Source organism: Mediterranea sp. An20 (assembly GCF_002160055.1).
Taxonomy (GTDB): domain Bacteria; phylum Bacteroidota; class Bacteroidia; order Bacteroidales; family Bacteroidaceae; genus Bacteroides; species Bacteroides avicola.
Map to the genome: position 1 here is coordinate 20055 of NZ_NFJV01000013.1, position 22148 is coordinate 42202.

Annotated in this window: 23 protein-coding genes, 1 tRNA gene and 3 pseudogenes; 18 read left to right on the forward strand and 9 right to left on the reverse strand. The window is 45.6% G+C overall.

The genetic code is table 11. The annotated features are described in order from the left end of the window. Positions 1-45: 45 nt before the first annotated feature. From B5F34_RS08950 to B5F34_RS08965, 4 genes are all read left to right on the forward strand, one after another. Positions 46-627 carry a DUF4738 domain-containing protein gene (locus B5F34_RS08950; RefSeq protein ID WP_087337613.1) on the forward strand — a complete coding sequence of 194 codons (582 nt, stop codon included), beginning with the start codon at positions 46-48 and terminating at the stop codon, positions 625-627. 48 nt (positions 628-675) lie between these two features. Beyond that, complete coding sequence (locus tag B5F34_RS08955; protein WP_087337616.1) at positions 676-1353, forward strand: response regulator transcription factor; 678 nt, start codon at positions 676-678, stop codon at positions 1351-1353. Beyond that, entirely contained in the window at positions 1350-2624 is a 1275-nt protein-coding gene (locus B5F34_RS08960; protein ID WP_087337619.1) for a HAMP domain-containing sensor histidine kinase, read from the forward strand. The genes B5F34_RS08955 and B5F34_RS08960 overlap by 4 nt, the downstream gene beginning before the upstream one ends. A gap of 97 nt (positions 2625-2721) precedes the next feature. Further along, positions 2722-3162, forward strand: a complete 441-nt coding sequence (locus B5F34_RS08965) for a PepSY-like domain-containing protein (protein ID WP_087337623.1) — start codon at positions 2722-2724, stop codon at positions 3160-3162. A 3-nt stretch (positions 3163-3165) separates the two neighbouring features. On the opposite strand, the gene B5F34_RS08970 is transcribed toward B5F34_RS08965, so the two are convergent. Continuing rightward, a complete protein-coding gene (locus tag B5F34_RS08970) occupies positions 3166-4377 on the reverse strand; it encodes an L-serine ammonia-lyase (RefSeq protein ID WP_087337626.1) in 1212 nt (403 codons plus the stop codon). Between the two features lie 159 nt (positions 4378-4536). Next, positions 4537-7056, reverse strand: coding sequence for a Smr/MutS family protein (locus tag B5F34_RS08975; protein WP_087337629.1), 2520 nt, complete (start codon positions 7054-7056; stop codon positions 4537-4539). Between the two features lie 111 nt (positions 7057-7167). On the opposite strand from B5F34_RS08975, the gene B5F34_RS08980 reads away from it, so the two are divergent. Further along, a tRNA-Ser gene (locus B5F34_RS08980) sits at positions 7168-7252 on the forward strand. Between the two features lie 98 nt (positions 7253-7350). Here the strand turns inward: B5F34_RS08980 and B5F34_RS08985 are convergent. Further along, entirely contained in the window at positions 7351-7899 is a 549-nt protein-coding gene (locus B5F34_RS08985) for a GNAT family protein (RefSeq protein WP_087337809.1), read from the reverse strand. 313 nt (positions 7900-8212) lie between these two features. Between B5F34_RS08985 and B5F34_RS17340 the strand changes: the two are divergent. Continuing rightward, positions 8213-8421 (forward strand): annotated as a pseudogene (locus tag B5F34_RS17340) (IS1595 family transposase); the annotation flags it as partial. Here B5F34_RS17340 and B5F34_RS08990 read toward each other — a convergent pair. From B5F34_RS08990 to B5F34_RS09000, 3 genes and pseudogenes are all read right to left on the reverse strand, one after another. Further along, positions 8420-8626 (reverse strand): annotated as a pseudogene (locus tag B5F34_RS08990) (hypothetical protein); the annotation flags it as partial. The pseudogenes B5F34_RS17340 and B5F34_RS08990 overlap by 2 nt on opposite strands. A gap of 37 nt (positions 8627-8663) precedes the next feature. Beyond that, complete coding sequence (locus B5F34_RS08995; protein WP_087337632.1) at positions 8664-9311, reverse strand: HAD hydrolase-like protein; 648 nt, start codon at positions 9309-9311, stop codon at positions 8664-8666. Beyond that, positions 9304-9906 carry a sugar O-acetyltransferase gene (locus B5F34_RS09000; protein ID WP_087337812.1) on the reverse strand — a complete coding sequence of 201 codons (603 nt, stop codon included), beginning with the start codon at positions 9904-9906 and terminating at the stop codon, positions 9304-9306. The genes B5F34_RS08995 and B5F34_RS09000 overlap by 8 nt, the downstream gene beginning before the upstream one ends. Before the next feature lie 103 nt (positions 9907-10009). Between B5F34_RS09000 and B5F34_RS09005 the strand changes: the two genes are divergently transcribed. After that, on the forward strand, positions 10010-10852 hold the full coding sequence (locus tag B5F34_RS09005; protein ID WP_087337635.1) for an AraC family transcriptional regulator: 843 nt from the start codon (positions 10010-10012) through the stop codon (positions 10850-10852). A 112-nt stretch (positions 10853-10964) separates the two neighbouring features. Here B5F34_RS09005 and B5F34_RS09010 read toward each other — a convergent pair whose 3' ends face one another. Both B5F34_RS09010 and B5F34_RS09015 read right to left on the reverse strand, forming a co-directional pair. Continuing rightward, positions 10965-11552 carry a DUF2271 domain-containing protein gene (locus B5F34_RS09010; protein ID WP_204245591.1) on the reverse strand — a complete coding sequence of 196 codons (588 nt, stop codon included), beginning with the start codon at positions 11550-11552 and terminating at the stop codon, positions 10965-10967. An 8-nt stretch (positions 11553-11560) separates the two neighbouring features. Next, complete coding sequence (locus B5F34_RS09015) at positions 11561-11989, reverse strand: PPC domain-containing DNA-binding protein (protein ID WP_087337638.1); 429 nt, start codon at positions 11987-11989, stop codon at positions 11561-11563. 261 nt (positions 11990-12250) lie between these two features. Between B5F34_RS09015 and B5F34_RS09020 the strand changes: the two are divergent. The 6 genes and pseudogenes from B5F34_RS09020 to B5F34_RS09045 all read left to right on the forward strand — a co-directional run. Continuing rightward, a pseudogene (locus B5F34_RS09020) lies at positions 12251-12448 on the forward strand (AraC family ligand binding domain-containing protein); the annotation flags it as partial. Between the two features lie 401 nt (positions 12449-12849). Then, positions 12850-13122: a co-chaperone GroES gene (locus B5F34_RS09025; protein WP_087337818.1), complete on the forward strand. Its 273-nt coding sequence runs from the start codon at positions 12850-12852 to the stop codon at positions 13120-13122. A 90-nt stretch (positions 13123-13212) separates the two neighbouring features. Then, positions 13213-14838, forward strand: a complete 1626-nt coding sequence (gene groL / locus B5F34_RS09030) for a chaperonin GroEL (RefSeq protein WP_087337641.1) — start codon at positions 13213-13215, stop codon at positions 14836-14838. A 191-nt stretch (positions 14839-15029) separates the two neighbouring features. Beyond that, entirely contained in the window at positions 15030-16055 is a 1026-nt protein-coding gene (locus tag B5F34_RS09035) for a low specificity L-threonine aldolase (protein ID WP_087337644.1), read from the forward strand. A 135-nt stretch (positions 16056-16190) separates the two neighbouring features. Next, on the forward strand, positions 16191-17150 hold the full coding sequence (locus tag B5F34_RS09040; protein ID WP_087337647.1) for a J domain-containing protein: 960 nt from the start codon (positions 16191-16193) through the stop codon (positions 17148-17150). Between the two features lie 15 nt (positions 17151-17165). Further along, positions 17166-17462 (forward strand): chaperone modulator CbpM, encoded by a 297-nt coding sequence (locus tag B5F34_RS09045; RefSeq protein ID WP_087337650.1) that lies wholly within the window; start codon positions 17166-17168, stop codon positions 17460-17462. 105 nt (positions 17463-17567) lie between these two features. Here B5F34_RS09045 and B5F34_RS09050 read toward each other — a convergent pair whose 3' ends face one another. Further along, positions 17568-17879, reverse strand: coding sequence for a GNAT family N-acetyltransferase (locus B5F34_RS09050; protein WP_087337821.1), 312 nt, complete (start codon positions 17877-17879; stop codon positions 17568-17570). A gap of 212 nt (positions 17880-18091) precedes the next feature. Between B5F34_RS09050 and B5F34_RS09055 the strand changes: the two genes are divergently transcribed. From B5F34_RS09055 to B5F34_RS09075, 5 genes are all read left to right on the forward strand, one after another. Next, positions 18092-18484, forward strand: coding sequence for a DUF4783 domain-containing protein (locus tag B5F34_RS09055; RefSeq protein ID WP_087337653.1), 393 nt, complete (start codon positions 18092-18094; stop codon positions 18482-18484). Further along, entirely contained in the window at positions 18481-19329 is an 849-nt protein-coding gene (gene nadC, locus B5F34_RS09060) for a carboxylating nicotinate-nucleotide diphosphorylase (protein ID WP_087337656.1), read from the forward strand. Before B5F34_RS09055 ends, nadC begins: the two co-directional genes overlap by 4 nt. 603 nt (positions 19330-19932) lie before the next feature. After that, a complete protein-coding gene (locus B5F34_RS09065; protein WP_087337825.1) occupies positions 19933-20487 on the forward strand; it encodes a sigma-70 family RNA polymerase sigma factor in 555 nt (184 codons plus the stop codon). After that, positions 20471-21571: a hypothetical protein gene (locus tag B5F34_RS09070; protein WP_087337659.1), complete on the forward strand. Its 1101-nt coding sequence runs from the start codon at positions 20471-20473 to the stop codon at positions 21569-21571. The genes B5F34_RS09065 and B5F34_RS09070 overlap by 17 nt, the downstream gene beginning before the upstream one ends. A gap of 13 nt (positions 21572-21584) precedes the next feature. After that, positions 21585-22142, forward strand: a complete 558-nt coding sequence (locus B5F34_RS09075) for a DUF4943 family protein (protein ID WP_087337662.1) — start codon at positions 21585-21587, stop codon at positions 22140-22142. The last annotated feature ends 6 nt before the right edge of the window (positions 22143-22148 follow it).

Sequence of the window (22148 nt, forward strand, 5' to 3'; positions counted from 1 at the left end):
CCGCTCCTTTTCGTTCCTTTGCTCCGGATTTCATAGCGATATACAATGAAAGTATTGACTTTATTAAATGCAGGCGGTTTGTTGTTCGCCGCCATATTGTTTATTTCATGTTCACAGCATCAGACGGATGAGGAAGCGTCTGACGATGCGGTTCATGTGGTAGCTAAAAATGACAGCGAAAAGAATGTGGCCGTGCGTATGCCTTTGTCTGATGTGACAACCAGTTTCCAGCTTCAGGGAAAAGATTATGAAGCCCGTATATTCCGTTCTCCTGACGAGACTATGCCCAAAGTCAAGAACGAGCAAGGAGATGAATTCGTTGATAACAGCATTACGTTGCGTGTGACCAGCGAGGGTAAAATCCTGTTAAACCGTTCGTTTACCAAAAGCAGTTTTGCTTCGTTGCTGAACGACCGTTTTTTGAAGTCTGCCATTTTGGAAGGTATCGTTTATGACACGGTGGTGGATGGGAAGGCTCGTTTTGCGGCCAGTGTGAGTTATCCGGAATCCGACCTGTATGTCCCCATCCACCTGTTGGTCTCTGCCAGCGGGCAAGTGTCGATAGAAAAAGCTGAGCTTTTGGATGATTTGGGCGATGAGGCCGGAGACCGGTACGAGAAACGATAAATAGCTGATTCCAATATTTTTCCAGTTTTATCCGTTTACTTTGCAGCCATGAAGATATTAGTAGTAGAAGATGAGCAGGATTTGCGTGAAACCATCCGCACCTCTCTCCAAAAGGAAAAGTTTACTGTTGAAACCGCATCCGATTTTTTTTCGGCGCTGGACAAAATCAACGATTATGACTATGACTGCATCTTGCTGGACATTATGTTGCCGGGAGGAAGCGGGCTGGATTTGTTGCGCGAACTGAAACGTCTGCGTCGCAATGACAGCGTGCTTATCATTTCTGCCAAAGACTCGCTGGACGACAAAGTGGACGGCCTGGAACTGGGAGCCGATGATTATCTGACAAAACCTTTCCACTTGGCCGAATTGAATGCCCGGGTAAAATCATTGATAAGACGTCGGGTAGCCCAGGGAGACCTGACTGTGTCGTTGGGCAACCTGACGCTGGATCCGGACAAGCACCTGGTGCAGGTAGAGGGGGCTCCCTTGCAATTGAACCGTAAGGAATATGACCTGCTCTATTATTTTGTAGTCAATCCTAATCGCGTCATCAATAAGATGAGCCTGGCAGAATCTGTATGGGGAGATAATATTGACCAGGCCGATTCTCTGGACTTTATTTATTCTCAGGTAAAGAATCTACGTAAGAAACTGAAGCTGGCCGGAGCTACCGTAGAGCTGAAAGCGGTTTACGGATTTGGTTACAAATTGTCTGAAGTATGAGACTCCTGCATTATACCTATCGCAAGCTGTCCATATTGCTCTTTCTGCTGATGGCAGGGTGGGGGGTCTTGTTCTATTATGCCATAGTGGAAGAAGTGGTGGATGAGACAGACGACACGCTGGAGAATTATGCCTATCTGCTGATAAAAGAAGTGTTGCGCGATCCTTCTCTGTTGAATACGAAGGGCAACCTGATGTCTGTGTATAGTTTCCGCCCCATTAGCGAAGCTGAGGCGTTGGATTACCGGGAAGTGTTTTATGATTCGTCTATTTATGTGGAGATAGAAGACGAGTATGAACCGGTGCGCGCCATGAAGACAGTTTTTCGTATGGCAGACGGCCAGTTTTATGAGTTGACACTGATGATTTCTACGATGGAGCGTGACGATTTGCGCATTGCCATGCTTTGGTATCTGAGCGGTCTTTTTATTTTGCTTGTGGTATGTACTTCCATCGGTATCCGGTGGGTGCTGAAAGGAGTTTTCCGTCCTTTGCACAAGCTATTGAATTGGATTCGGCACATCCAGCCGGGCAAGGCAGTACCTCCATTGGACAATCCGACACAGATACGTGAATTCCGCCAGTTGAGCGATGCGGCCGTAAGTATGGCAGGAAGGAGCTACAAGGCATACGAAGAGCAAAAACAGTTTATAGAAAATGCTTCGCATGAACTGCAGACCCCCTTGGCTATTGTCCGGGGAAAGGTGGAGCTTCTGGCTGAGAGCGAAACGATGACCGAACAGCAGATGAAAGAACTGGATGCTATCTATGCCACGTTGAACCGGGCCGTGAAATTAAACCGTTCATTGCTGCTCCTTTCCCGCATCGAAAACGGTCAGTTTACAGAAATGGAAGATGTGTCGGTAGATGATATTCTGGATGGAATCCTGCCGGATTTGATGGACATATATGAGCACAAACAAGTGCGTCTGTCGCGTCAGCGGGGGGAGGCTCCTTTTATAATCCACTGCAATCATTCTTTGGCGCAGATTATGCTTTCCAATCTGGTGAAAAACTCCCTGCTGCATAACGTAGAGAAAGGCGAACTGCAGATTATTACTACGCCGGATTCTTTGCAGATTAAAAACTCAGGGGATGCTCCTTTAGATGGTGGGAAACTGTTTCAGCGTTTTTATCATCCGGTGAAAGGAAAGAAAGACTCCAACGGGCTGGGGCTTGCTATCGCCCAGACTATTGCCCGATCCGTATCTTTGGATTTGAGTTATCGGTGGGAAGAAGGGATGCATTGCTTCTGTTTGGTTAAAAAATAAAAAATATAGTCCGGAAATAGGCAAATCCAAAAAGCTTCCAAATTTGATGCGGTTCTTTGTGCCGGATATAAATTAAACACTTAAACAAGGAAAAAGTATGAAAAAGATTTTGTCTGTCTTGTTGCTGATGGTTATGTTTGTCCCCTATACTTTAGCAGGAGATATCATCACACACGATGCAAAAAAGTTGCCGGCTGCTGCACGCACTTTTATCAGCACTTATTTTGTAGAAGCCCAGATTTCGCATATTAAGATTGAAAGTGAACTGTTTCAAACCAAGAAGTACGAAGTGCTTCTGACCGACCGCACAGAAATAGACTTTAATGGCGACGGCGAGTGGCTGGAAATAGATTGTGACAACGCCGCTGTCCCCCAAGAAGTAATCCCTTCGTATGTGGCAGAGTATGTAAAAACAAACTATCCCGGCGCTTTTGTTACTAAAATCGAACGCAAACGCCGGGAAGTTGAAGTAGATTTGAACAACGATTGGTCTTTGACCTTTAATCAGAAAGGGGAGATTATCGACATAGATGACTGACCTTTACATCGGGTGGTAATCTTTGGCAAGGCCTCCTTCTCCAGTCTCCTTATAGAGCGAAGGCAGGTCGTTGCCTGTTTCTTTCATAACTTCGATGACTTTGTCGAAAGACACACGGTGCATGCCATCGGTGAAAGATGCATAGAGGTTGGCATCAAGGGCACGTGCGGCAGCATAGGCATTGCGTTCGATACAAGGAATCTGCACCAAACCGCATACGGGGTCGCATGTCATGCCCAGGTGATGTTCCAATCCCATTTCGGCAGCGTATTCTATTTGTGAAGGCGTGCCTCCGAACAGTTGGTTGGCAGCGGCTGAAGCCATAGAACAGGCAACACCTACTTCGGCTTGGCATCCGGCTTCGGCGCCCGATATGGAAGCGTTGGTCTTTACAATATTGCCGATAAGCCCTGATGTGGCCAAGGCCCGCAAAATACGCGTGTCGCTAAAGTCACGACTTTTGGCCAAATGGTAAAGTACGGCGGGCATTACTCCACACGAACCGCAGGTTGGAGCTGTAACTATGACCCCGCCCGATGCATTTTCTTCGCTGACTGCCAATGCATAGGAGAAGACCAAGCCGCGCGATTGCAGGGATTGTTTGTAGCCGCAGGCCTTGATATAGTACATGGAGGCCTTGCGCCGCAGGTTAAGTGGACCGGGTAAAACACCTTCGGCATCCAAGCCACGTTTCACGGCTTCTTGCATGGTCTTCCATACTTCATACAGATAATCCCAGATGTCGCTGTCCTCACATTCTTTCACATATTCCCAATAGTTTTTGCCGGTCCGTTCGCACCATTGCAGGATTTCTGTCATGTGCTTCATTTCATATACTTCCGGAGTGTTGATAGAGTTTTCTCCATCGTGTTCTTCGGCCAAGGCACCTCCACCTATGCTGAAAACAGTCCACGAGTCAGTGGGTTGGTTGTCTTTGTTCAGCGACTCGAATTTCATGCCGTTGGGATGGAATGAAAGGAAGATTTTCGGTTCCCAAATGATTTCCACCGGGGCAACGGGTTGCAGAGTCTCGATGATGGCGGTGTTTGTCATGTGTCCTTTGCCAGTGGCAGCCAGGCTTCCGTAGAGGGTAACGCGAAACGAAGCGGCTTCCGGATGGCGTCCCAGAAAGATTTGTGCGGCTTTGCGCGGGCCCATCGTATGACTGCTGGATGGGCCGGTACCGATGCGGTAGATTTCTTTGATTGACTTCATGGTTGTAAGATGTTTATAAAGTATTTCTAATTATATATTTTCCTCTGATTTTAATAGTTAATCGTTTGTCAGCGGTAATCATCCAGGTATAACTTTTGTGGCTGATGGGGAAGAACTGTAAAATGTATGGGCTGTTCTTGACATATTATTTCCAGTTTCCTATTGTAAGTTTACCACGGTGATACCTGCTCCTCCGAATTGCACATGTTCGTCGGCAAAGTTGCGTACGCCAGGTACTGTCTGTAGGTATTGGCGGATAAGTGTACGCAAGATGCCAGTGCCGGTGCCGTGCAGGATGCGTACGCGAGGTACTCCCACCAAGATGGCATCGTCGATAAAGTAAGTGACGGCTTGAAGAGCCTCATCCCCTCTCATTCCACGCACATCGATGTCTTGTTTGAAGTGCAATTTCTTTTCATGCATGCTGTCTTGCGTTTGCGTGCTGATAAAGGTGCTTTTAGTAGATAGCTCATTTTGTTTGGGCAAGGCATTGGTCGGTTCCAGACGGTCGATATGCACGGTGGTTTTCAAATTCCCGAATGCTACGGTAACGTTTTTCCCGTTTATTTCCAACACTTCTCCTGCTACCGTTTGTCCTTTCATTTTGACGACGCTTCCTGGTACGATGCCTGCACGCCGTTTAGCCTCTTCTTGTGCTTTCCTTTGCGCTACCTCTGCTTCGGAAAGAACAGGACTTTTCTTCGACTTCTTGCGATTTTGTTTTTCGCGCAGTTTTTCCATCTTGCGGGCTATTCTTTCTTCTTCCTCACGGTTACCTGTTTCTTCGATGGATTGGCGGAAGTCTGTTAATTCCTGGCGTGCCTGACGGGTTCTTTCTTTTTCTGCTTGTGCTTCTTTGATGCTACGTATAGTATTCTCGATACGCGCGTTGGCCTCTTGCAGCAGATGATCGGCTTCTTCTTTAGCCTTTCGTATGATTTCCTTGCGCGATGCTTGCAAGTCCTCCATTTCCTTTTGATAGCGGGCAATGGTTTCTTCCATTTGTTTTTCGCGTTGGCGGATAGATTGCCTCTTGTTTTCCCAGTATCGCTTGTCGCGTACGATGTCTTGCAGATATTTGTCTGCATTAATGTATTCGCTGCCCACTATTTGTGAGGCATCGGCAATAACCTCTTCGGGCAATCCTATCTTGCGTGCAATCTCAACGGCAAAAGAACTTCCGGGGTTTCCTATCTGTAGCTGAAAGAGAGCTTGCATTTGGTGTCGGTCGTAAAGCATGGCTCCGTTTATCACTCCCTCATGATCTTCGGCAAAATGTTTCAGGTTTTGATAGTGTGTGGTGATGACGCCAAACGCTCCTTTTTGGTTGAATCGTTTCAGTACAGCTTCTGCAATGGCCCCGCCAATCTGTGGTTCCGTACCTCCACCAAACTCGTCTATCAATATCAAGCTCCGTTCGTTGCAATGCTTCATCATTATCTTCATGTTGGTCAAGTGTGAGGAGTAGGTACTGAGGTCGTCTTCGATAGATTGTTCATCGCCGATGTCGATAAAGATGCTATCAAATATGCCGGCATGGCTGCTTTCATGCACAGGTATGAGCAATCCGCATTGAAGCATGTATTGCAATAAGCCTACAGTTTTCAGGCAAACTGATTTGCCCCCGGCATTAGGTCCGGAAATGATGAGGATACGCTGTTGCCCGTTCAGTGTAATGTCTAACGGAACAACCTTTTTTCCATGTTTAGCCAATGACATTTGCAGGAGTGGATGAATGGCTGTTGCCCAATCTATAACCTGTTTATCTGCCAAATCGGGCTTTAATGCGTGTGTCTCTTCTGCAAAGAGTGCTTTTGCCCGGATGAAATCTATTTCAGCCAGAAATTCATAAGAAAGGAGAATATCTGGAATAGAAGGCCTCAACTCATCAGAGAAAACCGTGAGTATACGTATGATTTCCCTTCGTTCATCGCTTTCCAGTTCGCGGATGCGGTTATTGGCTTCCACAACCTCGGCGGGTTCGATGAATACGGTTTTTCCGCTGGCAGATTCATCATGGACAATTCCTTTGATTTTTCGTTTTAGAGCCGGCGCAACAGGGATTACCAGTCTTCCGTCACGCATAGCAGGTGTAGCATCTTTATCAACCACACCTTCTGATTGGGCATTGCGTAAGATGCTATTGAGTGTTCTTGAGATACTTCCCATTGTGCTGCTCAGTTCGCGTCGGATGCGTGCCAACTCGGGCGAAGCATTGTCTTTTATCTTGCCATAAGGAGAAAGTATATTGTTGATGCGTGTAATAAGCTGCGGAAAGGTCAGAATATCCTCTGCCAGTCGTCGTAAAGCAGGGTAAGGATTGCTCGAATCTTGTTCCTCATCTTCTTTCAGAAGAAAACGTACAATGTCTCGGATAGTTTCCAAGGAGCGGCGTAAATCGAACAATTCCTGTTCGTCTAAATACATACCTTCTATTCTGATTCTTTTTATCGAAGGTCGTACATCAAAAAAATATTGTGCCGGGAAGTTGTCCGCTTCTTGCAAGATACGTACGAACTCCTCTGTCTGCTCCAAGCGTTCTTCTATCTCCTGAAATTGGTTAGAGAAAGCCATATCGGTTACTCTTTCTTCACCGAGTGTACTGAGGCATTTTTCCTTCAGTATCAGTCTGATTTGTTCAAAGCCTATTTTAGGCTCAAAGTTATGTGGGTATATCATGGGTGCAAAAATACAATTATTTCAGGAAAAACTAAGCAATAATTTTGCAGAATTAAAAAGAAGTTGTACCTTTGCAGCGCTTTTAAGGAGTACAACTCTTTTGGAGACAAAGGAGAGATGGTAGAGTGGTCGATTACAGCGGTCTTGAAAACCGCCGTACCGAGAGGTACCGGGGGTTCGAATCCCTCTCTCTCCGCAATAAACGCTGGAAATCAGCAAATTGAAAAATAAACGCCCGATTTTACATCCGAGAATGTAAAGTCGGGTGTTTTATTATTTCCCCAATTCCTAAAATCAGCCCTTGGTGCATGACCGTTGAATCTGAGATTCGAAAAGCTCCATTTCTATGCAATTCCAAATCTCACCGAGGCAAGTGTAGCTTTCTGTCTTTTCTCTTTGAACTTGCTTGAATCCCACGGCTTCATAACAATGTATTGCAGATGGATTATTTTCAAATACACCAAGCGATACTTTAGTTGCGCCTAATTCTTTGTGGGCATAATCAATAGCCATACCGACAAGCTTTTTGCCCAGACCGAGACCTCGCTTTTCATCATCAACTATTACGAATCCAAGTCGCCATTCTGAATTTTCAGGGGTTGGCTTTCTGAGTGTTATATAACCAATGACTTCCGCAGCATCAACCATAGTAAGAGCAATTGATGAATGTCCGTCTATGTATTTGTCATGATGTGAGTTAATATCATCTGCCGTGACAGGGTAACGCGAATACCTGTCGGCACACCATTGACGCATTTGATACTCGTTTTTCAGCCATCCGGCAATAATATTTGCATCAGCCGGATGGAATTCTCTCAATCGTAAAAGAATATCGTTGCTCATATTCATTGTTTGTTTTGCTCCTCAGCCCAACAGAGCGGATTATTAAATGCAGAAGCGTGGACTGCAACGCCGCGTTTTAGTTTGTAGGTCGTAGGAAACCTTTGATGCAGATGTGACAATAGTAGCTCACGCTATATGCATGAGAACCACTATGCTATCTCTTGCATCGGTTTCTGAATTTCCTACATTCACAAACTACAAGATGAGCATAACGCTTCTTTTTTCTTATGTCTTGGGAAGAGTTGCCTCTATCCGAATGTAAAATTAGTTATTTTATTGATGTTTTGGCATAATATAGACGGATTTGAAAGAGTTGACTCTTTTGAATTTTTCCGAAGTCTATCCGGACGAGGAATCCTGCGTGGAAAACCTGCGCCGCTTCCGTGAGGAGCATGGCCTTTCTGCATCCGTTGCGGGCATGAGACCACGCTCCGTTCCGGCACGGTGATGCAGGGAAGCAACCTGCCCGTGCTTGACTGGTTTGTCACGATGTTTCTTCTGACGGCGACCAAACGTGCTATATTCCAGGTTTTTGATTCTTGAAAAAGGATATTTCTTCTTTTGATGCAAATACATAAGTTTGTAACTGGTTCTTCAAATCAATTAGAATATTCTGTAAACGATGTACCATTGAAAGAGATGTTTCAATAATATCATAGCCGTAGAGGTCGATTTCATCAATCTCTAAATCTATTTGTGCCAATAATTTGTTTATTTTCTCTTTCATCATATTCTGTTACAGGTGGCTTATCAGAAAGTCGGACTTATTGGGGTAGAAGGTAGTTGTGGAGGGACGGTATATCGTAAAAAACATTCTTATTATGCCTTACTAAATCTTGTGCAGCCATTTCAGATACTCCCCATGCGGCAGAAAGACAATCTACTCCGATTGTTTTACATGCCATAATATCAGCAATGGTATCTCCGATGTATACCACTTCATAGGCGGATAAATGATAGCTTTGCAGTAACCATTTCAACGAATCCGCTTTTATGTTTCTCTCGGCACTGCCGGTCAGGATTTTGTCAAACAAAGTGTTCATATCAAATTGCTGTAAAGTGATGTCGCAGCTCTTTGACCCTTTCCCCGTTATAAGTGCCACGATAATACCGCTTTGTTTCAAGTCGGTTATCAGTTCCCGTATTCCGGGAAATGGTCGGGGACACATCTGTTCATGCAGATTTTTATAGATTGTATAGAAATCTTCTAATGCACGTTCTTTGTGTGGAGTATCTATAATACTCCCTATCATTCCTTGCTCGTTTAAGCCGAAGGTCTGTATCACATCGTCATCCGACAATTCGTGTCCGATATAAGGTGTTACAGCTTTTTTGAAAGCCCGTATGCATAAGGGGATGGTATCACCAATGGTACCGTCCAAATCAAAAGCTACTAATTTAATTTTACTCATGGGGAAGATTGATTTTACGAATAACTTTACAAGGATTTCCTACTGCCAAACTGTTTTCAGGAATAGATTTAGTTACAACACTTCCTGCACCTATTACGCTTCCCTTGCCGATAGTAACACCCGGCAAGATGATGACACCTCCACCAATCCAACACCCATCCTCAATGGTGACAGGTAAAGCGTAGGTATGCCGAACATATTCGATTCCATCAGGCGTTTCTACGGGCGTCAGACGTTCGTTCAATTCTATGGGATGCGTTGCTGTATAGATTTGTACGTTGGGGGCAATCAAAACATTATTTCCAATGCTGATTTTATTGCAATCCACCAATGTACATCCTGTGTTGATGCTGACATTGTTGCCAATATGGATATTACAGCCATAATCACACACAAAAGGATTGCCGACGGAAACTTTCTCGCCGATGCTTCCGAGCATTTCTTTTAGAACAGCCCGCCTTTCTTCCCTGCTTTCGTAGGGCAGTGCGTTATATTTCAACAATAACCTGTGAGTCTTTCTCTTAAACTCAATAAAGATAGGGGCATGGCAATCGTACCATTCTCCGGACAAACATTTTTTTAATTCATCGTTCATACTCATTGCTTTTAATATCTGAGGCAAAATTATACATATTCCGCATGATTTTCCTGTATTATTTTTCTTTTTATCTGTATCTTTGCGTTCAAACAGCTTTCGTATGAAAAGAGAAAATCTGCACCAGCCATTTGAAATATTATTCAGTGAGTTGGACGAATCCACATTGAAGGAACACGACCATACTTTTTTTGAGTTGGTTTATATCTTGACAGGCACGGGTATTCAGTGGATAAACAATCACAAGTTCCCTTACCATGATGGGCACTTATTTATGATTACGCCGGGAGATATACATGCGTTTGACGTACACACCAAGACGAAATTCGTCTATATTAAATTCAATGACATATACATACATTCGGCAGTATTTGGCGCAGACAATATTCAACGTTTGGAGTTTATCCTTCAACACGCTAATCATCAGCCGGGCTGTATCTTGCGGAACATAACAGATAAATTACTGGTGAAACCTATGATAGAAGCCATTATACGTGAATATACGAACAAACATTTGTACAGTACGGAAATCATCACGCAGCTAATCAATACCATCATTATCGTAGTTGCCCGCAATGTAGCCATGTTCCTGCCGGAAAAGCTGGATGAAAACTCAACCGAAATGTCATTGAACATTCTGCAATATATCCAATCCAATATCTATCATCCCGATAAGATTAAGGCAAAAGCCATCAGTCAGCATTTTGGTATTTCCTCCAACTATTTAGGGAGATATTTTAAGAAGCAAACCAATGAAACCATGCAACAATATATTTTGAATTATAAAATGAAGATGGTAGAAAACCGACTTCTGCATACCGATATGCGAATCAATGAAATCGTAGAGGAACTTGGATTTACCGATGAGAGCCATTTGAACCGATTGTTCCGTAAATATAAGGGTGTTAGTCCAACTGATTTTAGGAAAAGGAATCAGCAGATGTAAATTCTCACGTTTAGTGCAAGGTGTGCTTTTGACACACCTTCTTACTGTTTTAAAGTATTCACCCTTTCATTTCCCCTTTCTTTTGTGCTCATTTAACGGGCGTTTCTTCTTTTTACTTCGCCACCACGTAGGTCATTTTTACTTCCGTTATCATGTTCTTATTCTTGGGGGAAGAGTCATGATAATAAGTAGTTACGGGAATGGATGACTGCTTCTGGTTCCCCCAATCTACTTTACCCAAACAGGTTACCCGGCTGTTCCAATACAATGTGCCTTCAATATAAATGGTATAGATGCCATCCGCTACTTGTCTGTGTTTGTCATCTGTGCCATCCCAAATGTAGTTCAATGTTCCGTTGTGTGGAGTGGCTCCTGTCACGGCATCAATTTGGGCAGCTGACATCTCTTTCGGTTTGGCTTTACTGACCCATGTCGGTATGGCTTCTTTCCGATAGGCATAACCGCCTTTAACCGTGAAAGGGGTGGCGTAAATTGTCCGTATCAGTTTGCCGTTTTTGTCTTCTATCCAGATGGCATACTGACTGGAAGCGATGCCTCCGCGTAGGAAATTAAATGAGATTTCCACGTATTCCTCTTCTACGGTGTTTGCTTTTGTTTCCTTTTGGGCTTTTACTTGAGAAGCACTGCAACTTTGTGCGTAGAAGACTGCTGATAATAATATTGCGACCCAAAACTTCATGCTCATCTTTATTCATCCAGTTTGTAACAATTGAGTCCTATGGAAGGATCATAGACACGCACGACGGTATCTGTGAAATCTTCGACTATGAATTCTCCCGCTCCGTTCAAAGTTGCGGAGAGCAAGTGTCCGGCTAATGCGGAATAGTCACTGCGACCTACGGTTATGTGCAAGTGCAAATACACTTTCCCGTTCAAGGTAGAGATGTTGCCTGTTAGATTGGCTATCTCCATTTGTTCATGGAAAACTTGGTCTACATACTTTTTGGTCTCAGGGTGAAAGAATCTGAGAGTCAGTTCATCGATAGCTCCAATACCATAAATGGCCCCCGACTTAATATTTTTCTCTTCACAAAAGACAGTCAGCGCTTTCACTATTTCTTTGTGGTTCTGGATGGAGACAACATATTTGTTGCCGATTTGTTTGTATGTGTACATAATTATAATGGGTTTTGTGCGGAGTCGTTAGACTGTTTCCGTCTCATGACTTGACATTTCCGACAACTGCCTGCGGTTTTACTGATTCAACTTTCGTCTTCCCAAAGGGACCAAGACAAGGGGGAGAAGGTGCCGCTAATAAGCTTACCGTCTATTCCCTTTCATTCGATGTTGCAAAGATAGGAGTAAAAAAAGAAATAGCGTTTCACTATATTTGCCATATCGTCTATTATATTTGCAGCCAAACTAAAAGAATGCGAAATGTTAGTGTTAGAGTGGCAGATTATTCATGACAGAGCGACTTTGTGCAGTCATATTTCCTATCCGCGTTTTGTGCTTCCTCTGCATAGGCATGTAGAGTTTGAAATCATGCTGTTTACGTGGGGAAGCGGCAAACAATTTGTTGGTGAAAGAGTATCGGACTATAAGGCCGGCGATGTTGCTCTCATAGGAAGCAATTCTTAAGCGATAAGGAATATTTTTCCAAGCTATAAGGAGCTGGCTTCCAAACTATAAGGAGCTGCCTTGTTATATATAAGAAGCAAGTGGTTGTTTTACAGTGTAATACCAGATATCATCATGCCAAGCGCAGTATGGCAGGCTACCCGGATTCTAAACTTCAATTACTTGCCTGCCTGTTTCCGCGGTTTTATTACAGTTTTGCCGTGAGCCATGTGGCTGCGCATACAAAAAGTCATGTGCTTCTGTCGTTTTGGCAGAATATAGCCTCGTCTTGTCACGTTTTTGTGTTTGGCACACTTTTGGCAAGGGATTCAGCGCTTGCGTTTGACAAGTGTATTAATATGATGAGTATTAATAGCGAACATATAAATTGTATAACATATAAAAACGTAATGATTATGAACATTAAACCTTTGGCAGACAGAGTGGTGATACTCCCTGCACCTGCAGAAGAAAAGACAGTGGGTGGAATCATTATCCCCGATACGGCAAAAGAAAAGCCTCTGAGAGGCGAAGTGGTAGCAGCCGGAAACGGTACGAAAGATGAAGAAATGGTACTGAAAGTAGGTGACCAAGTGCTGTATGGCAAATATGCTGGTACGGAATTGGAACTGGATGGAACCAAATACCTCATCATGCGCCAGAGCGATGTCCTCGCTATATTAGGATAAAAAATTGAGAAAGGAAGGCGAAGGCGGGGAAACTTGCGTGAGCACAACTTCCAAAAACATTTAATCTGTAAAACTAAAAAATAAGAAATCATGGCAAAAGAAATTTTGTTTAACATAGATGCCCGTGACCAATTGAAGAAGGGTATCGATACATTGGCTAACGCTGTAAAGGTAACATTGGGCCCGAAAGGACGTAATGTCATCATTGAGAAGAAATTCGGTGCTCCCCACATCACTAAAGATGGTGTAACGGTGGCCAAAGAAGTAGAGTTGGCTGACGCATATCAGAATACGGGTGCGCAACTCGTGAAAGAGGTTGCCAGCAAGACTGGTGATGATGCCGGTGATGGTACGACGACTGCTACCGTATTGGCTCAGGCTATTGTAGCTGAAGGCTTGAAGAATGTTACAGCCGGTGCAAGCCCTATCGACATCAAGAGAGGTATTGATAAGGCTGTCGCTAAGGTGGTAGAATCCATCAAGTCTCAGGCCGAGACGGTAGGAGACAATTATGATAAGATTGAGCAGGTAGGTACTGTTTCGGCTAATAACGATCCGTTGATTGGTAAGCTGATTGCCGATGCTATGCGCAAGGTTTCGAAGGATGGTGTTATCACTATTGAAGAGGCTAAGGGAACCGATACGACTATCGGCGTGGTAGAAGGTATGCAGTTCGACCGTGGTTATCTGTCGGCTTACTTCGTAACGAACACGGAAAAGATGGAGTGCGTGATGGAAAATCCGTACATCCTGATTTATGATAAGAAGATTTCTAACCTGAAGGATTTCTTGCCTATCTTGGAACCTGCTGTTCAGACAGGCCGTCCGCTGTTGGTTATTGCAGAAGACGTAGACAGCGAAGCTTTGACAACATTGGTTGTAAACCGCCTGCGCAGTCAGTTGAAGATTTGTGCAGTGAAGGCTCCGGGCTTCGGCGACCGTCGTAAAGAGATGCTGGAAGATATCGCCGTTTTGACGGGTGGTGTTGTCATCAGCGAAGAGAAGGGTCTGAAGTTGGAACAGGCTACTATCGAAATGCTGGGTAGCGCCGAAAAGGTTACTATCACGAAGGATAACACAACTATCGTGAATGGTAATGGCGATAAGGAAAACATCAAGGAGCGTTGTGAGCAAATCAAGACTCAGATTGCTGCCACGAAGTCTGACTACGACCGCGAGAAACTGCAGGAACGTCTGGCTAAGTTGTCTGGTGGTGTGGCTGTGCTCTACGTAGGTGCTGCTTCTGAAGTGGAAATGAAGGAGAAGAAAGACCGTGTAGACGATGCTCTGCGTGCAACGCGTGCTGCTATCGAAGAAGGTATTGTTCCGGGTGGTGGCGTAGCTTATATCCGTGCCCTCGATGCTTTGGAAGGCCTGAAGGGTGACAATGCCGATGAGACTACAGGTATTGAAATCATCAGACGTGCCATCGAAGAGCCGCTTCGCCAGATTGTGGAGAATGCAGGTAAGGAAGGCGCTGTAGTGGTTCAGAAAGTTCGTGAAGGCAAGGGTGACTTCGGTTACAATGCACGTACGGATGTTTATGAGAATCTGCATGCTGCCGGTGTGGTTGATCCCGCTAAGGTAACTCGTGTGGCTTTGGAGAACGCTGCTTCTATCGCCGGTATGTTCCTCACCACAGAATGTGTCATCGTTGAGAAGAAGGAAGAGAAGCCTGAGATGCCGATGAATCCCGGTATGGGAGGCATGATGTAATCGGAGGTTTTTCCCTGATTTTGTAACATATAAGTAAAAAAGACCGTGGTGTCCGTTAAGGATGCTGCGGTTTTTTTGTATCTGCAGGTTTCGCAAGTTGGAGAATTTTCTGTTACTTTGCGGGATACTCTCAAGCTGTTTTTCTCTATGGTAAGAGAGGGCAGGGAAGAGGATTTTTTTAATTGTTATTTATGAGAAGTTTTGCATCAGACAACAATTCCGGTGTTCATCCTTTGGTGATGGAAGCCTTGGCAAAGGCCAACTGCGACCACGCAGTTGGTTACGGCGATGACCCTTGGACAGAAGAAGCTGTCCAGAAAATACGTGAAGCGTTTACACCCGACTGTATGCCCTTGTTCGTTTTCAACGGGACGGGCAGCAATGTGGTGGCTTTGCAACTTTGTACGTCGTCTTATCATTCTATTCTTTGTGCGGAAACAGCCCATATTTATGTGGACGAATGTGGAGCACCTGTCCGTATGACAGGTTGTCAGATTAGACCCATACAAACACCTGACGGTAAACTGACACCGGAGTTGGTGCGGCCTTACCTGTGCAATTTTGGCGAGCAACATCATTCGCAGCCGGGCGTGCTGTATATCTCACAATGTACGGAATTGGGGACGGTATATACTCCGGAAGAGATTCGTGCGTTGGCAGATACCGTACATGCGTGTGGCATGTATCTGCACATGGACGGTGCGCGTCTGGCTAATGCTTGTGTGGCTTTAGAGAAGAGCTTCCGTGAGTTGACAACCGATTGCGGAGTGGATATTCTGAGCTTCGGCGGCACTAAGAATGGCTTGATGATGGGAGAGTGTGTGGTGATTTTCCATCCTGCGCTGAAGAGTAAGGCTCGTTTTGTGCGCAAGCAATCGGCACAATTGGCTTCGAAGCTCCGTTTCCTGTCATGTCAGTTTACCGCTTATCTGACAGATGACTTGTGGCGTAAGAATGCCTCTCATGCCAATGCATTGGCGCGTCGGCTTTATGCTGAATTGCAGAAAGTGCCAGGTGTGCGCTTCACGCAGAAAATGGAGAGTAATCAGTTGTTCCTTACGCTTCCGCGTCCGGTTATCAACCGTTTACTTCAGAAGTATTTCTTTTATTTCTGGAATGAGGCGGCCAACGAAATCCGTTTGGTGACTTCGTTTGATACTACCGAGCAGGATGTGGAGGAATTGGTGGCAGAGATAAGAACTTGTATGGCAGATTGATGTCGGTTAGCAAGACTGGTGGTGGAGAGAGGCTACACCTTCTTGTGGATTTGCCAGATTTAACTATTTTAACCGATTGGTATATAGATTGGTGTATTATTTGCTCTTCTTTTTTATAAAAAGAAAGGATGAATTATGGCTTATATTGATTATTACAAAGTTCTTGGAGTGGACAAAACGGCATCTCAGGACGACATCAAGAAAGCGTTCCGTAAGTTGGCACGCAAGTATCATCCTGATTTGAATCCGGATGCTCCTTCGGCCAAGGAAAAGTTTCAGGCCATTAACGAAGCCAATGAAGTTTTGAGTGATCCCGAGAAGCGTAAGAAATACGATGAGTACGGCGAGCATTGGAAACATGCTGATGAGTTTGAAGCGCAGAAGAAAGCACAACAAGCGGGAGGTTTTGGAGGTTTCGGCGGCTTTAGTGGTGGTCAGGGATTCCATACTGACGGTAATGGAACCTATTGGTATTCGTCGGATGGACAGGAATTTACGGGGCATGGTGCCGACGGATTTTCCGATTTCTTTGAAGAGCTGTTTGGTCATAGGGCCAGAACACGGAGTGCCGGGTCACGGGGAGGCTTTCGTGGACAGGATTACCAATCTGAACTCCATTTGACGCTGCGTGATGCGGCACAGACACACAAGGAGGTATTGAATGTCAACGGTAAGCAAGTGCGTATTACTATTCCGGCTGGTGTGTCCAATGGGCAAGTCATCAAGTTGAAAGGATATGGCGCAGCAGGAGTGAACGGCGGACCGGCCGGTGATTTATATATCACGTTTGTCATTGAAGACGATCCGGTTTTCAGGCGTCTGGGGGATGATTTGTACGAGGAGGTAAGTATTGACCTCTATACAGCCTTATTAGGTGGAGAACAGTTGGTCAACACGTTGGATGGTCAGGTGAAGCTGAAGGTAAAACCCGGTACGCAACCTGGCACCAAGGTACGTCTGAAGGGGAAGGGCTTCCCTGTATATAAGCAGGAAGGTCTGGCTGGCGATTTGATTGTGACCTGCCAGGTGCATCTGCCCGAACACCTGACAGACCAGCAGAAAGATTTGTTGCAGCAAATGAGAAGTATGAACTGATAAAAATGGTATGCTATGCAAGACGATTTGATTATAATCAGTGATTATTGTGACAAATGCCACATAGAACCCTCGTTTATCGACCTGTTGCAAGAGGGAGGTCTGATAGATATTCAGACGGAAGGAGGGGAGCGTTGCCTGCTTTTCTCGCAATTACCGGATGTGGAGCGTTACAGCCGTATGTATTACGACCTCTCCATCAATATGGAGGGCATTGATGCCATTCATCATTTGCTGGAAAGGATAGGCGAGATGCAGCGTGAAATCATCCGCTTGCGTTCCCGCTTAAGATTTTTGGGAGAGGATTTCTGACAGGAATAACCTTTCCGAAGCTAAGGAGTTAGGCTGATAGTTGGAAGTGTGAGGGGGATAGTATATCGGTATCCCGCTTTCCGGCTATGGGCTTAACTCCTTGTTTTATAGGGAACAGGTTCCTTCTTCCTTATAGTCGGGGCCTATGACGCCTTGGTATTCCGGATGCCGTTGAAGCCACCGTACGGCATAGGAACAAGTGGCCATGGGGGTGAGCCCTTGGGCGAGAGCATAGTCATAAGCTGCTTTTACCAAAGCTGAGGCTATCCCTTTTCCTTCGAGGGGTGGGGGGACAAGGGTATGGCGGATGTCAAGTGCGCTATCGGGTGTGAGGCGATAGGATAGGTAAGCGGTTTCACCATCAAGCACAAGACTGAAACGCTGCATGTCGGGGATATGTTGAATGTTGTACGTCATTGCTACAAAGGTAACGAAAAAAGTTGGGGAAACCATCTTCTTGCCCGAAGAAAAACTTTGGCTTGTGCGCAGATTGTTCAGATTGTCCGTTTTTTCTGGGCTATAGGAAAGCTTTTTCTGCCTTTAGTGTATTGTGAGATTCATTTTCTGTCCGTTTTATCTTGTTTTTTGCAGGAATTGTGTACCTTTGCCTATCATTAAAGCTTAGAGACATGAGAAAGCGGATACTTTTGTTTTTGACCGGTCTCTTTGTGTGGCTGGCTTTGGCTTTGGCTCAAGACGTGCCCGTGGGCGTAATTGTAGCCTTTAAAAAAGGCAATCCCCAAGAGCTGGACAGGTATCTGGGTGAAAAAGTAGACTTAATCATTCAGAATGAGACAACCAGTGCAGACAAGGCTCTGGCACAGGGAACGCTGGCTTCTTTCTTCGAAGGTAAGCAGGTGAAAGGATTCGATGTAAACCACCAAGGCAAGCGCGGAGAGTCGAGCTTTATTGTGGGAACGTTGAAGACAGTGACAGGAAACTACCGGGTGAACTGTTTCTTTCGGCGCGTGCAGAACAAGTATTACATTCATCAAATAAGAATAGATAAGACAGAACAATGACTAAAGAACAAGAATTGATTGACAGGCTGATAGATCTGTCATTTGCAGAAGATATAGGCGATGGCGACCATACCACTCTTTCGTGTATTCCGTCTACAGCTATGGGAAAGTCGAAACTGCTTATTAAGGAAGCGGGTATCTTGGCTGGCATTGAAGTGGCCAAAGAAGTTTTCCGGCGCTTTGATCCCACGCTGAAGGTAGAGGTCTTCATCAACGATGGTGCGGAGGTGAAGCCGGGAGACGTTCCTATGGTGGTGGAAGGAAAGGTACAGTCGCTGCTTCAGACGGAACGTCTGATGCTGAACATCCTCCAACGGATGAGTGGCATTGCTACGATGACTCACAAGTATGCCGAACAGCTGAAGGGTACTCATACCCGTGTGCTCGACACCCGAAAGACTACTCCCGGCATGCGTATCCTCGAAAAGATGGCAGTGAAGATTGGTGGGGGAGTGAACCACCGTATCGGTCTTTTTGATATGATTCTGCTGAAGGATAATCATGTGGACTTTGCCGGAGGCATTGATAAAGCGATTACACGTGCTAAAGAATATTGCAAAGAAAAAGGCAAGAATCTGAAGATTGAAATAGAGGTGCGTAATCTTGACGAACTTCAGCAAGTGCTCAACATAGGAGGAATAGACCGCATTATGTTTGATAACTTCACACCCGAGCTGACACGGAAGGCTGTGGAAATGGTGGGTGGACGTTATGAGACCGAATCATCCGGCGGTATTACTTTCGATACTCTCCGCGACTATGCCGAGTGTGGCGTAGATTTCATTTCGGTAGGGGCTTTGACTCATTCCGTCAAGGGTTTAGATATGAGTTTCAAGGCATGTTGAGGCTTGTATAGAAGGCTGACTTTTTTAGAACAGACACAGAAATACGCGAAGGTACATGGGTTCCGATTGCATGGAGGAAACACCGTGCCGGCGTGTCTCTGTGTTTTTTGTGAATGCAGATGAACTGCTGAATAACTTGAACTTTCTCTAATCGTGCGGGGGGATAGCGGGTTGGTTATGCCAACTGCTTTTCCTGATCACTGGTTTCAAGGTATAAGAAGCAACTTCCTAAGGTGTAAGAAACGGACTTCTAAGGTATAAGAAACAGACTGATTATAGACAGGAACTAACCTCTTGTCAGTCAGCAGGGTTTCAAAGAAGGAATAACTGGCAGGAAGTTCATGGGAAAGTTTAATTTACAGCAGCATTTGAAAGAATCTGTTGGGCTTCTGTTTGGCTTTGTTTCTGACGTGTTTTTTTGTTGCCCTTAAGCAGCATCGTAAGTTACGTGATGGGCAATAACAGAAAGTGGACGGAACAGAATTTCCTATGCCACGGCAGATTCTTAACTTCTTTTTAGAATTTATTCCGCAGCATTTTCTCTTGTGCTGCGTCATATAGATAAAAACGACGCAATGAGGCGTTTGAAAAGGAACTTTGGTATTGGACAGTGAAATAGAGTTGGTTGAAGGTTGCCGGGCGGGAGAGGATTCTGCTCGAAAGGAACTATATACCCTCTATGCACGTGAAATGCTGGCGGTTTGCTACCGTTATACGGGCGATATGGATGCCGCACACGATGTGTTGCATGATGGATTCATCAAGATCTTTACTCACTTCACTTATCGGGGCGAGTGTCCGTTGAGGATGTGGATAAACCGGGTAATGGTGTCACAGGCTCTCGACTATTTGCGCAGGCAGGAGCGTTTTTCCCGTCTGGTGGTGTGCGAAGAGCAGTTGCCCGATATTCCCGACGAGGTGGAGGTGGCAGAAGCTGGCAGCAGATTGTCGGAAGAAGAACTGATGGCTTTTGTGGCCGGGCTTCCTGATGGTTGTCGTACGGTATTCAACCTGTATGTATTCGAAGAGAAATCTCATAAGGAGATTGCCTCTCTGCTCCATATCAAAGAACATTCTTCTACTTCTCAATTGCATCGCGCTAAGAATTTGTTGGCAAAACGCATTAAAGAATATATGGCCCATGAGAGAAAAAAATGACCTGACACAATTGTTTCGTACCCGCTTGGAGCATGCAGAAATGGATGTGCGCAATGGCTTTTGGGAAGCATTGGAGCATGACTTGCATGTTTCGTCGGTTCCGTCGGCGGTCAATAAGCCGACACGGAAGTATAAGGCGTTTCCCTTGAAGCGCTGGATGGCGGCGGCATCGGTATTGCTGCTTCTGGGGGCGGCTGCGTGGCGGTGGTGGCCTTCTGAGACGAAACAGGAGGTTTTGCCTCCTTCCCGGTCGCTGGTCGAGGCAGACGGACGGTATCCCGACACGGGGGCAAGTCCTGTGCTGGCGGAAATCTCGCCCCGGTTGTCTGCCGGAAAAGCTCCTCGTGCAAAGGGCAAAGGCAGTGTGCCCGGCCAGGTGGAGGAAACGGCAGCTGCTTCCGGCGGGGAACCCATGTCAGTTCATGTATCCATCACCATTACTCAAAGGCAATATGGCTCGCGTCAGCCTAACAGACAAAGACACTATCATGCTGCCGGTGACCGCAGCTTTACCGATGGGCATTCTTCGTGGACGGAGGAGGATGGAATGCAGCAGGAAGCTGCCCCGACGACATCGATGGAAGATTGCGGCGCTTTGTTGAAATCGCGCAATTGGGCTTTGAAAGCGTCGTTGGGTACTTCCTTGCCTCAAGGCGATTTCTGTGCTCCCCTTACCGCTGACCTCTCTGTAGAACGACGTCTGACTAAGCGCCTGGCTTTGGAGGCTGGCGTGCAATACAACCGTCTGGCCGGGCATGGAGAAGAAACTTTGCATACACTGGGCATTCCCGTTAAGTTGAATATTCTGTTAGCTCAAAGCTCGAAGGTCGATTTTTATGCTCAGTTGGGTGGAATGGTAGAGAAATGTGTGTCAGGTGCTCCCGACAATAGTTTTGCTGCAGAGCCTGTGCAGGGTTCTTTGCTGGCCGGTTTAGGGGTCAGCTACAAGTTGAGCGACCGTTTGGCTTTATTTGCCGAGCCTTCTGTCTCGCATCATTTCGATTCGGATGCTTCTACCCGTACCCTGCGTACGGAGCGCGCCCTGAATGTCAATTTATTATGTGGTTTACGCATGACTTATTAAGGAATAGATTATTATGAAAAAGAAGATTGTTCTCAAGCAGATATATATAATATTGTGGAGCCTTGCCTTTATAACGCTTTCAAATACATTGCTGACTTCTTGTTCGGAGGAGGAGCTCGACTACAACCATCCCGATGTGGAGGTCTTCGTCAAACAGTTGAAACACGGAGATTTTAAGGTACAGAGCGCGGATGGTGAAAGTCCCATGCCCAAGTTCGAAGTGGAAGACATTGGGCGATTGCTGGAATATGCCGACGACCTTTCTGTTATTCCTTCTTTCCCATTGGCACCGGTATCTTATTCGGCTGGAGGAAAGTTGCGCTTGGGCGAGTGTTTGTTGTGGACGATAGAGACCATACGTCTGGGGCATATAGCTTCTATGGGCTGTAAGATGGTGCATGTCGGAGCTGAGAATTATGAGGGAATCTATTTCCTTTCGGATGAGGAGGTGCAGGATGCAGTGGCACGTTATCGGCATTGGTGGGAGAATCGCAAATATCCCCGGACCATGTGGACCATTGATCCTTGCTGGAATGAGCCTCTGTGTGGCAGCCCCTATATGTGGTGGTAAACACTG

What these genes read in the sequence shown, in the direction of transcription:
- B5F34_RS09000 (WP_087337812.1), bottom strand. Translation starts at nt 9,906, where the DNA reads ATGAACGATGAATTAAAAAAATGTTTGTCCGGAGAATGGTACGATTGC.
- B5F34_RS09005 (WP_087337635.1), top strand. Translation starts at nt 10,010, where the DNA reads ATGAAAAGAGAAAATCTGCACCAGCCATTTGAAATATTATTCAGTGAG.
- B5F34_RS08965 (WP_087337623.1), top strand. Translation starts at nt 2,722, where the DNA reads ATGAAAAAGATTTTGTCTGTCTTGTTGCTGATGGTTATGTTTGTCCCC.
- B5F34_RS08985 (WP_087337809.1), bottom strand. Translation starts at nt 7,899, where the DNA reads ATGAGCAACGATATTCTTTTACGATTGAGAGAATTCCATCCGGCTGAT.
- nadC (WP_087337656.1), top strand. Translation starts at nt 18,481, where the DNA reads ATGACTAAAGAACAAGAATTGATTGACAGGCTGATAGATCTGTCATTT.
- B5F34_RS09055 (WP_087337653.1), top strand. Translation starts at nt 18,092, where the DNA reads ATGAGAAAGCGGATACTTTTGTTTTTGACCGGTCTCTTTGTGTGGCTG.
- B5F34_RS09035 (WP_087337644.1), top strand. Translation starts at nt 15,030, where the DNA reads ATGAGAAGTTTTGCATCAGACAACAATTCCGGTGTTCATCCTTTGGTG.
- B5F34_RS09015 (WP_087337638.1), bottom strand. Translation starts at nt 11,989, where the DNA reads ATGTACACATACAAACAAATCGGCAACAAATATGTTGTCTCCATCCAG.
- B5F34_RS09070 (WP_087337659.1), top strand. Translation starts at nt 20,471, where the DNA reads ATGAGAGAAAAAAATGACCTGACACAATTGTTTCGTACCCGCTTGGAG.
- B5F34_RS08960 (WP_087337619.1), top strand. Translation starts at nt 1,350, where the DNA reads ATGAGACTCCTGCATTATACCTATCGCAAGCTGTCCATATTGCTCTTT.
- B5F34_RS08950 (WP_087337613.1), top strand. Translation starts at nt 46, where the DNA reads ATGAAAGTATTGACTTTATTAAATGCAGGCGGTTTGTTGTTCGCCGCC.
- B5F34_RS09075 (WP_087337662.1), top strand. Translation starts at nt 21,585, where the DNA reads ATGAAAAAGAAGATTGTTCTCAAGCAGATATATATAATATTGTGGAGC.
- B5F34_RS08955 (WP_087337616.1), top strand. Translation starts at nt 676, where the DNA reads ATGAAGATATTAGTAGTAGAAGATGAGCAGGATTTGCGTGAAACCATC.
- B5F34_RS08970 (WP_087337626.1), bottom strand. Translation starts at nt 4,377, where the DNA reads ATGAAGTCAATCAAAGAAATCTACCGCATCGGTACCGGCCCATCCAGC.
- B5F34_RS09045 (WP_087337650.1), top strand. Translation starts at nt 17,166, where the DNA reads ATGCAAGACGATTTGATTATAATCAGTGATTATTGTGACAAATGCCAC.
- B5F34_RS09050 (WP_087337821.1), bottom strand. Translation starts at nt 17,879, where the DNA reads ATGACGTACAACATTCAACATATCCCCGACATGCAGCGTTTCAGTCTT.
- groL (WP_087337641.1), top strand. Translation starts at nt 13,213, where the DNA reads ATGGCAAAAGAAATTTTGTTTAACATAGATGCCCGTGACCAATTGAAG.
- B5F34_RS09040 (WP_087337647.1), top strand. Translation starts at nt 16,191, where the DNA reads ATGGCTTATATTGATTATTACAAAGTTCTTGGAGTGGACAAAACGGCA.
- B5F34_RS09010 (WP_204245591.1), bottom strand. Translation starts at nt 11,552, where the DNA reads ATGAAGTTTTGGGTCGCAATATTATTATCAGCAGTCTTCTACGCACAA.
- B5F34_RS09025 (WP_087337818.1), top strand. Translation starts at nt 12,850, where the DNA reads ATGAACATTAAACCTTTGGCAGACAGAGTGGTGATACTCCCTGCACCT.
- B5F34_RS08975 (WP_087337629.1), bottom strand. Translation starts at nt 7,056, where the DNA reads ATGATATACCCACATAACTTTGAGCCTAAAATAGGCTTTGAACAAATC.
- B5F34_RS08995 (WP_087337632.1), bottom strand. Translation starts at nt 9,311, where the DNA reads ATGAGTAAAATTAAATTAGTAGCTTTTGATTTGGACGGTACCATTGGT.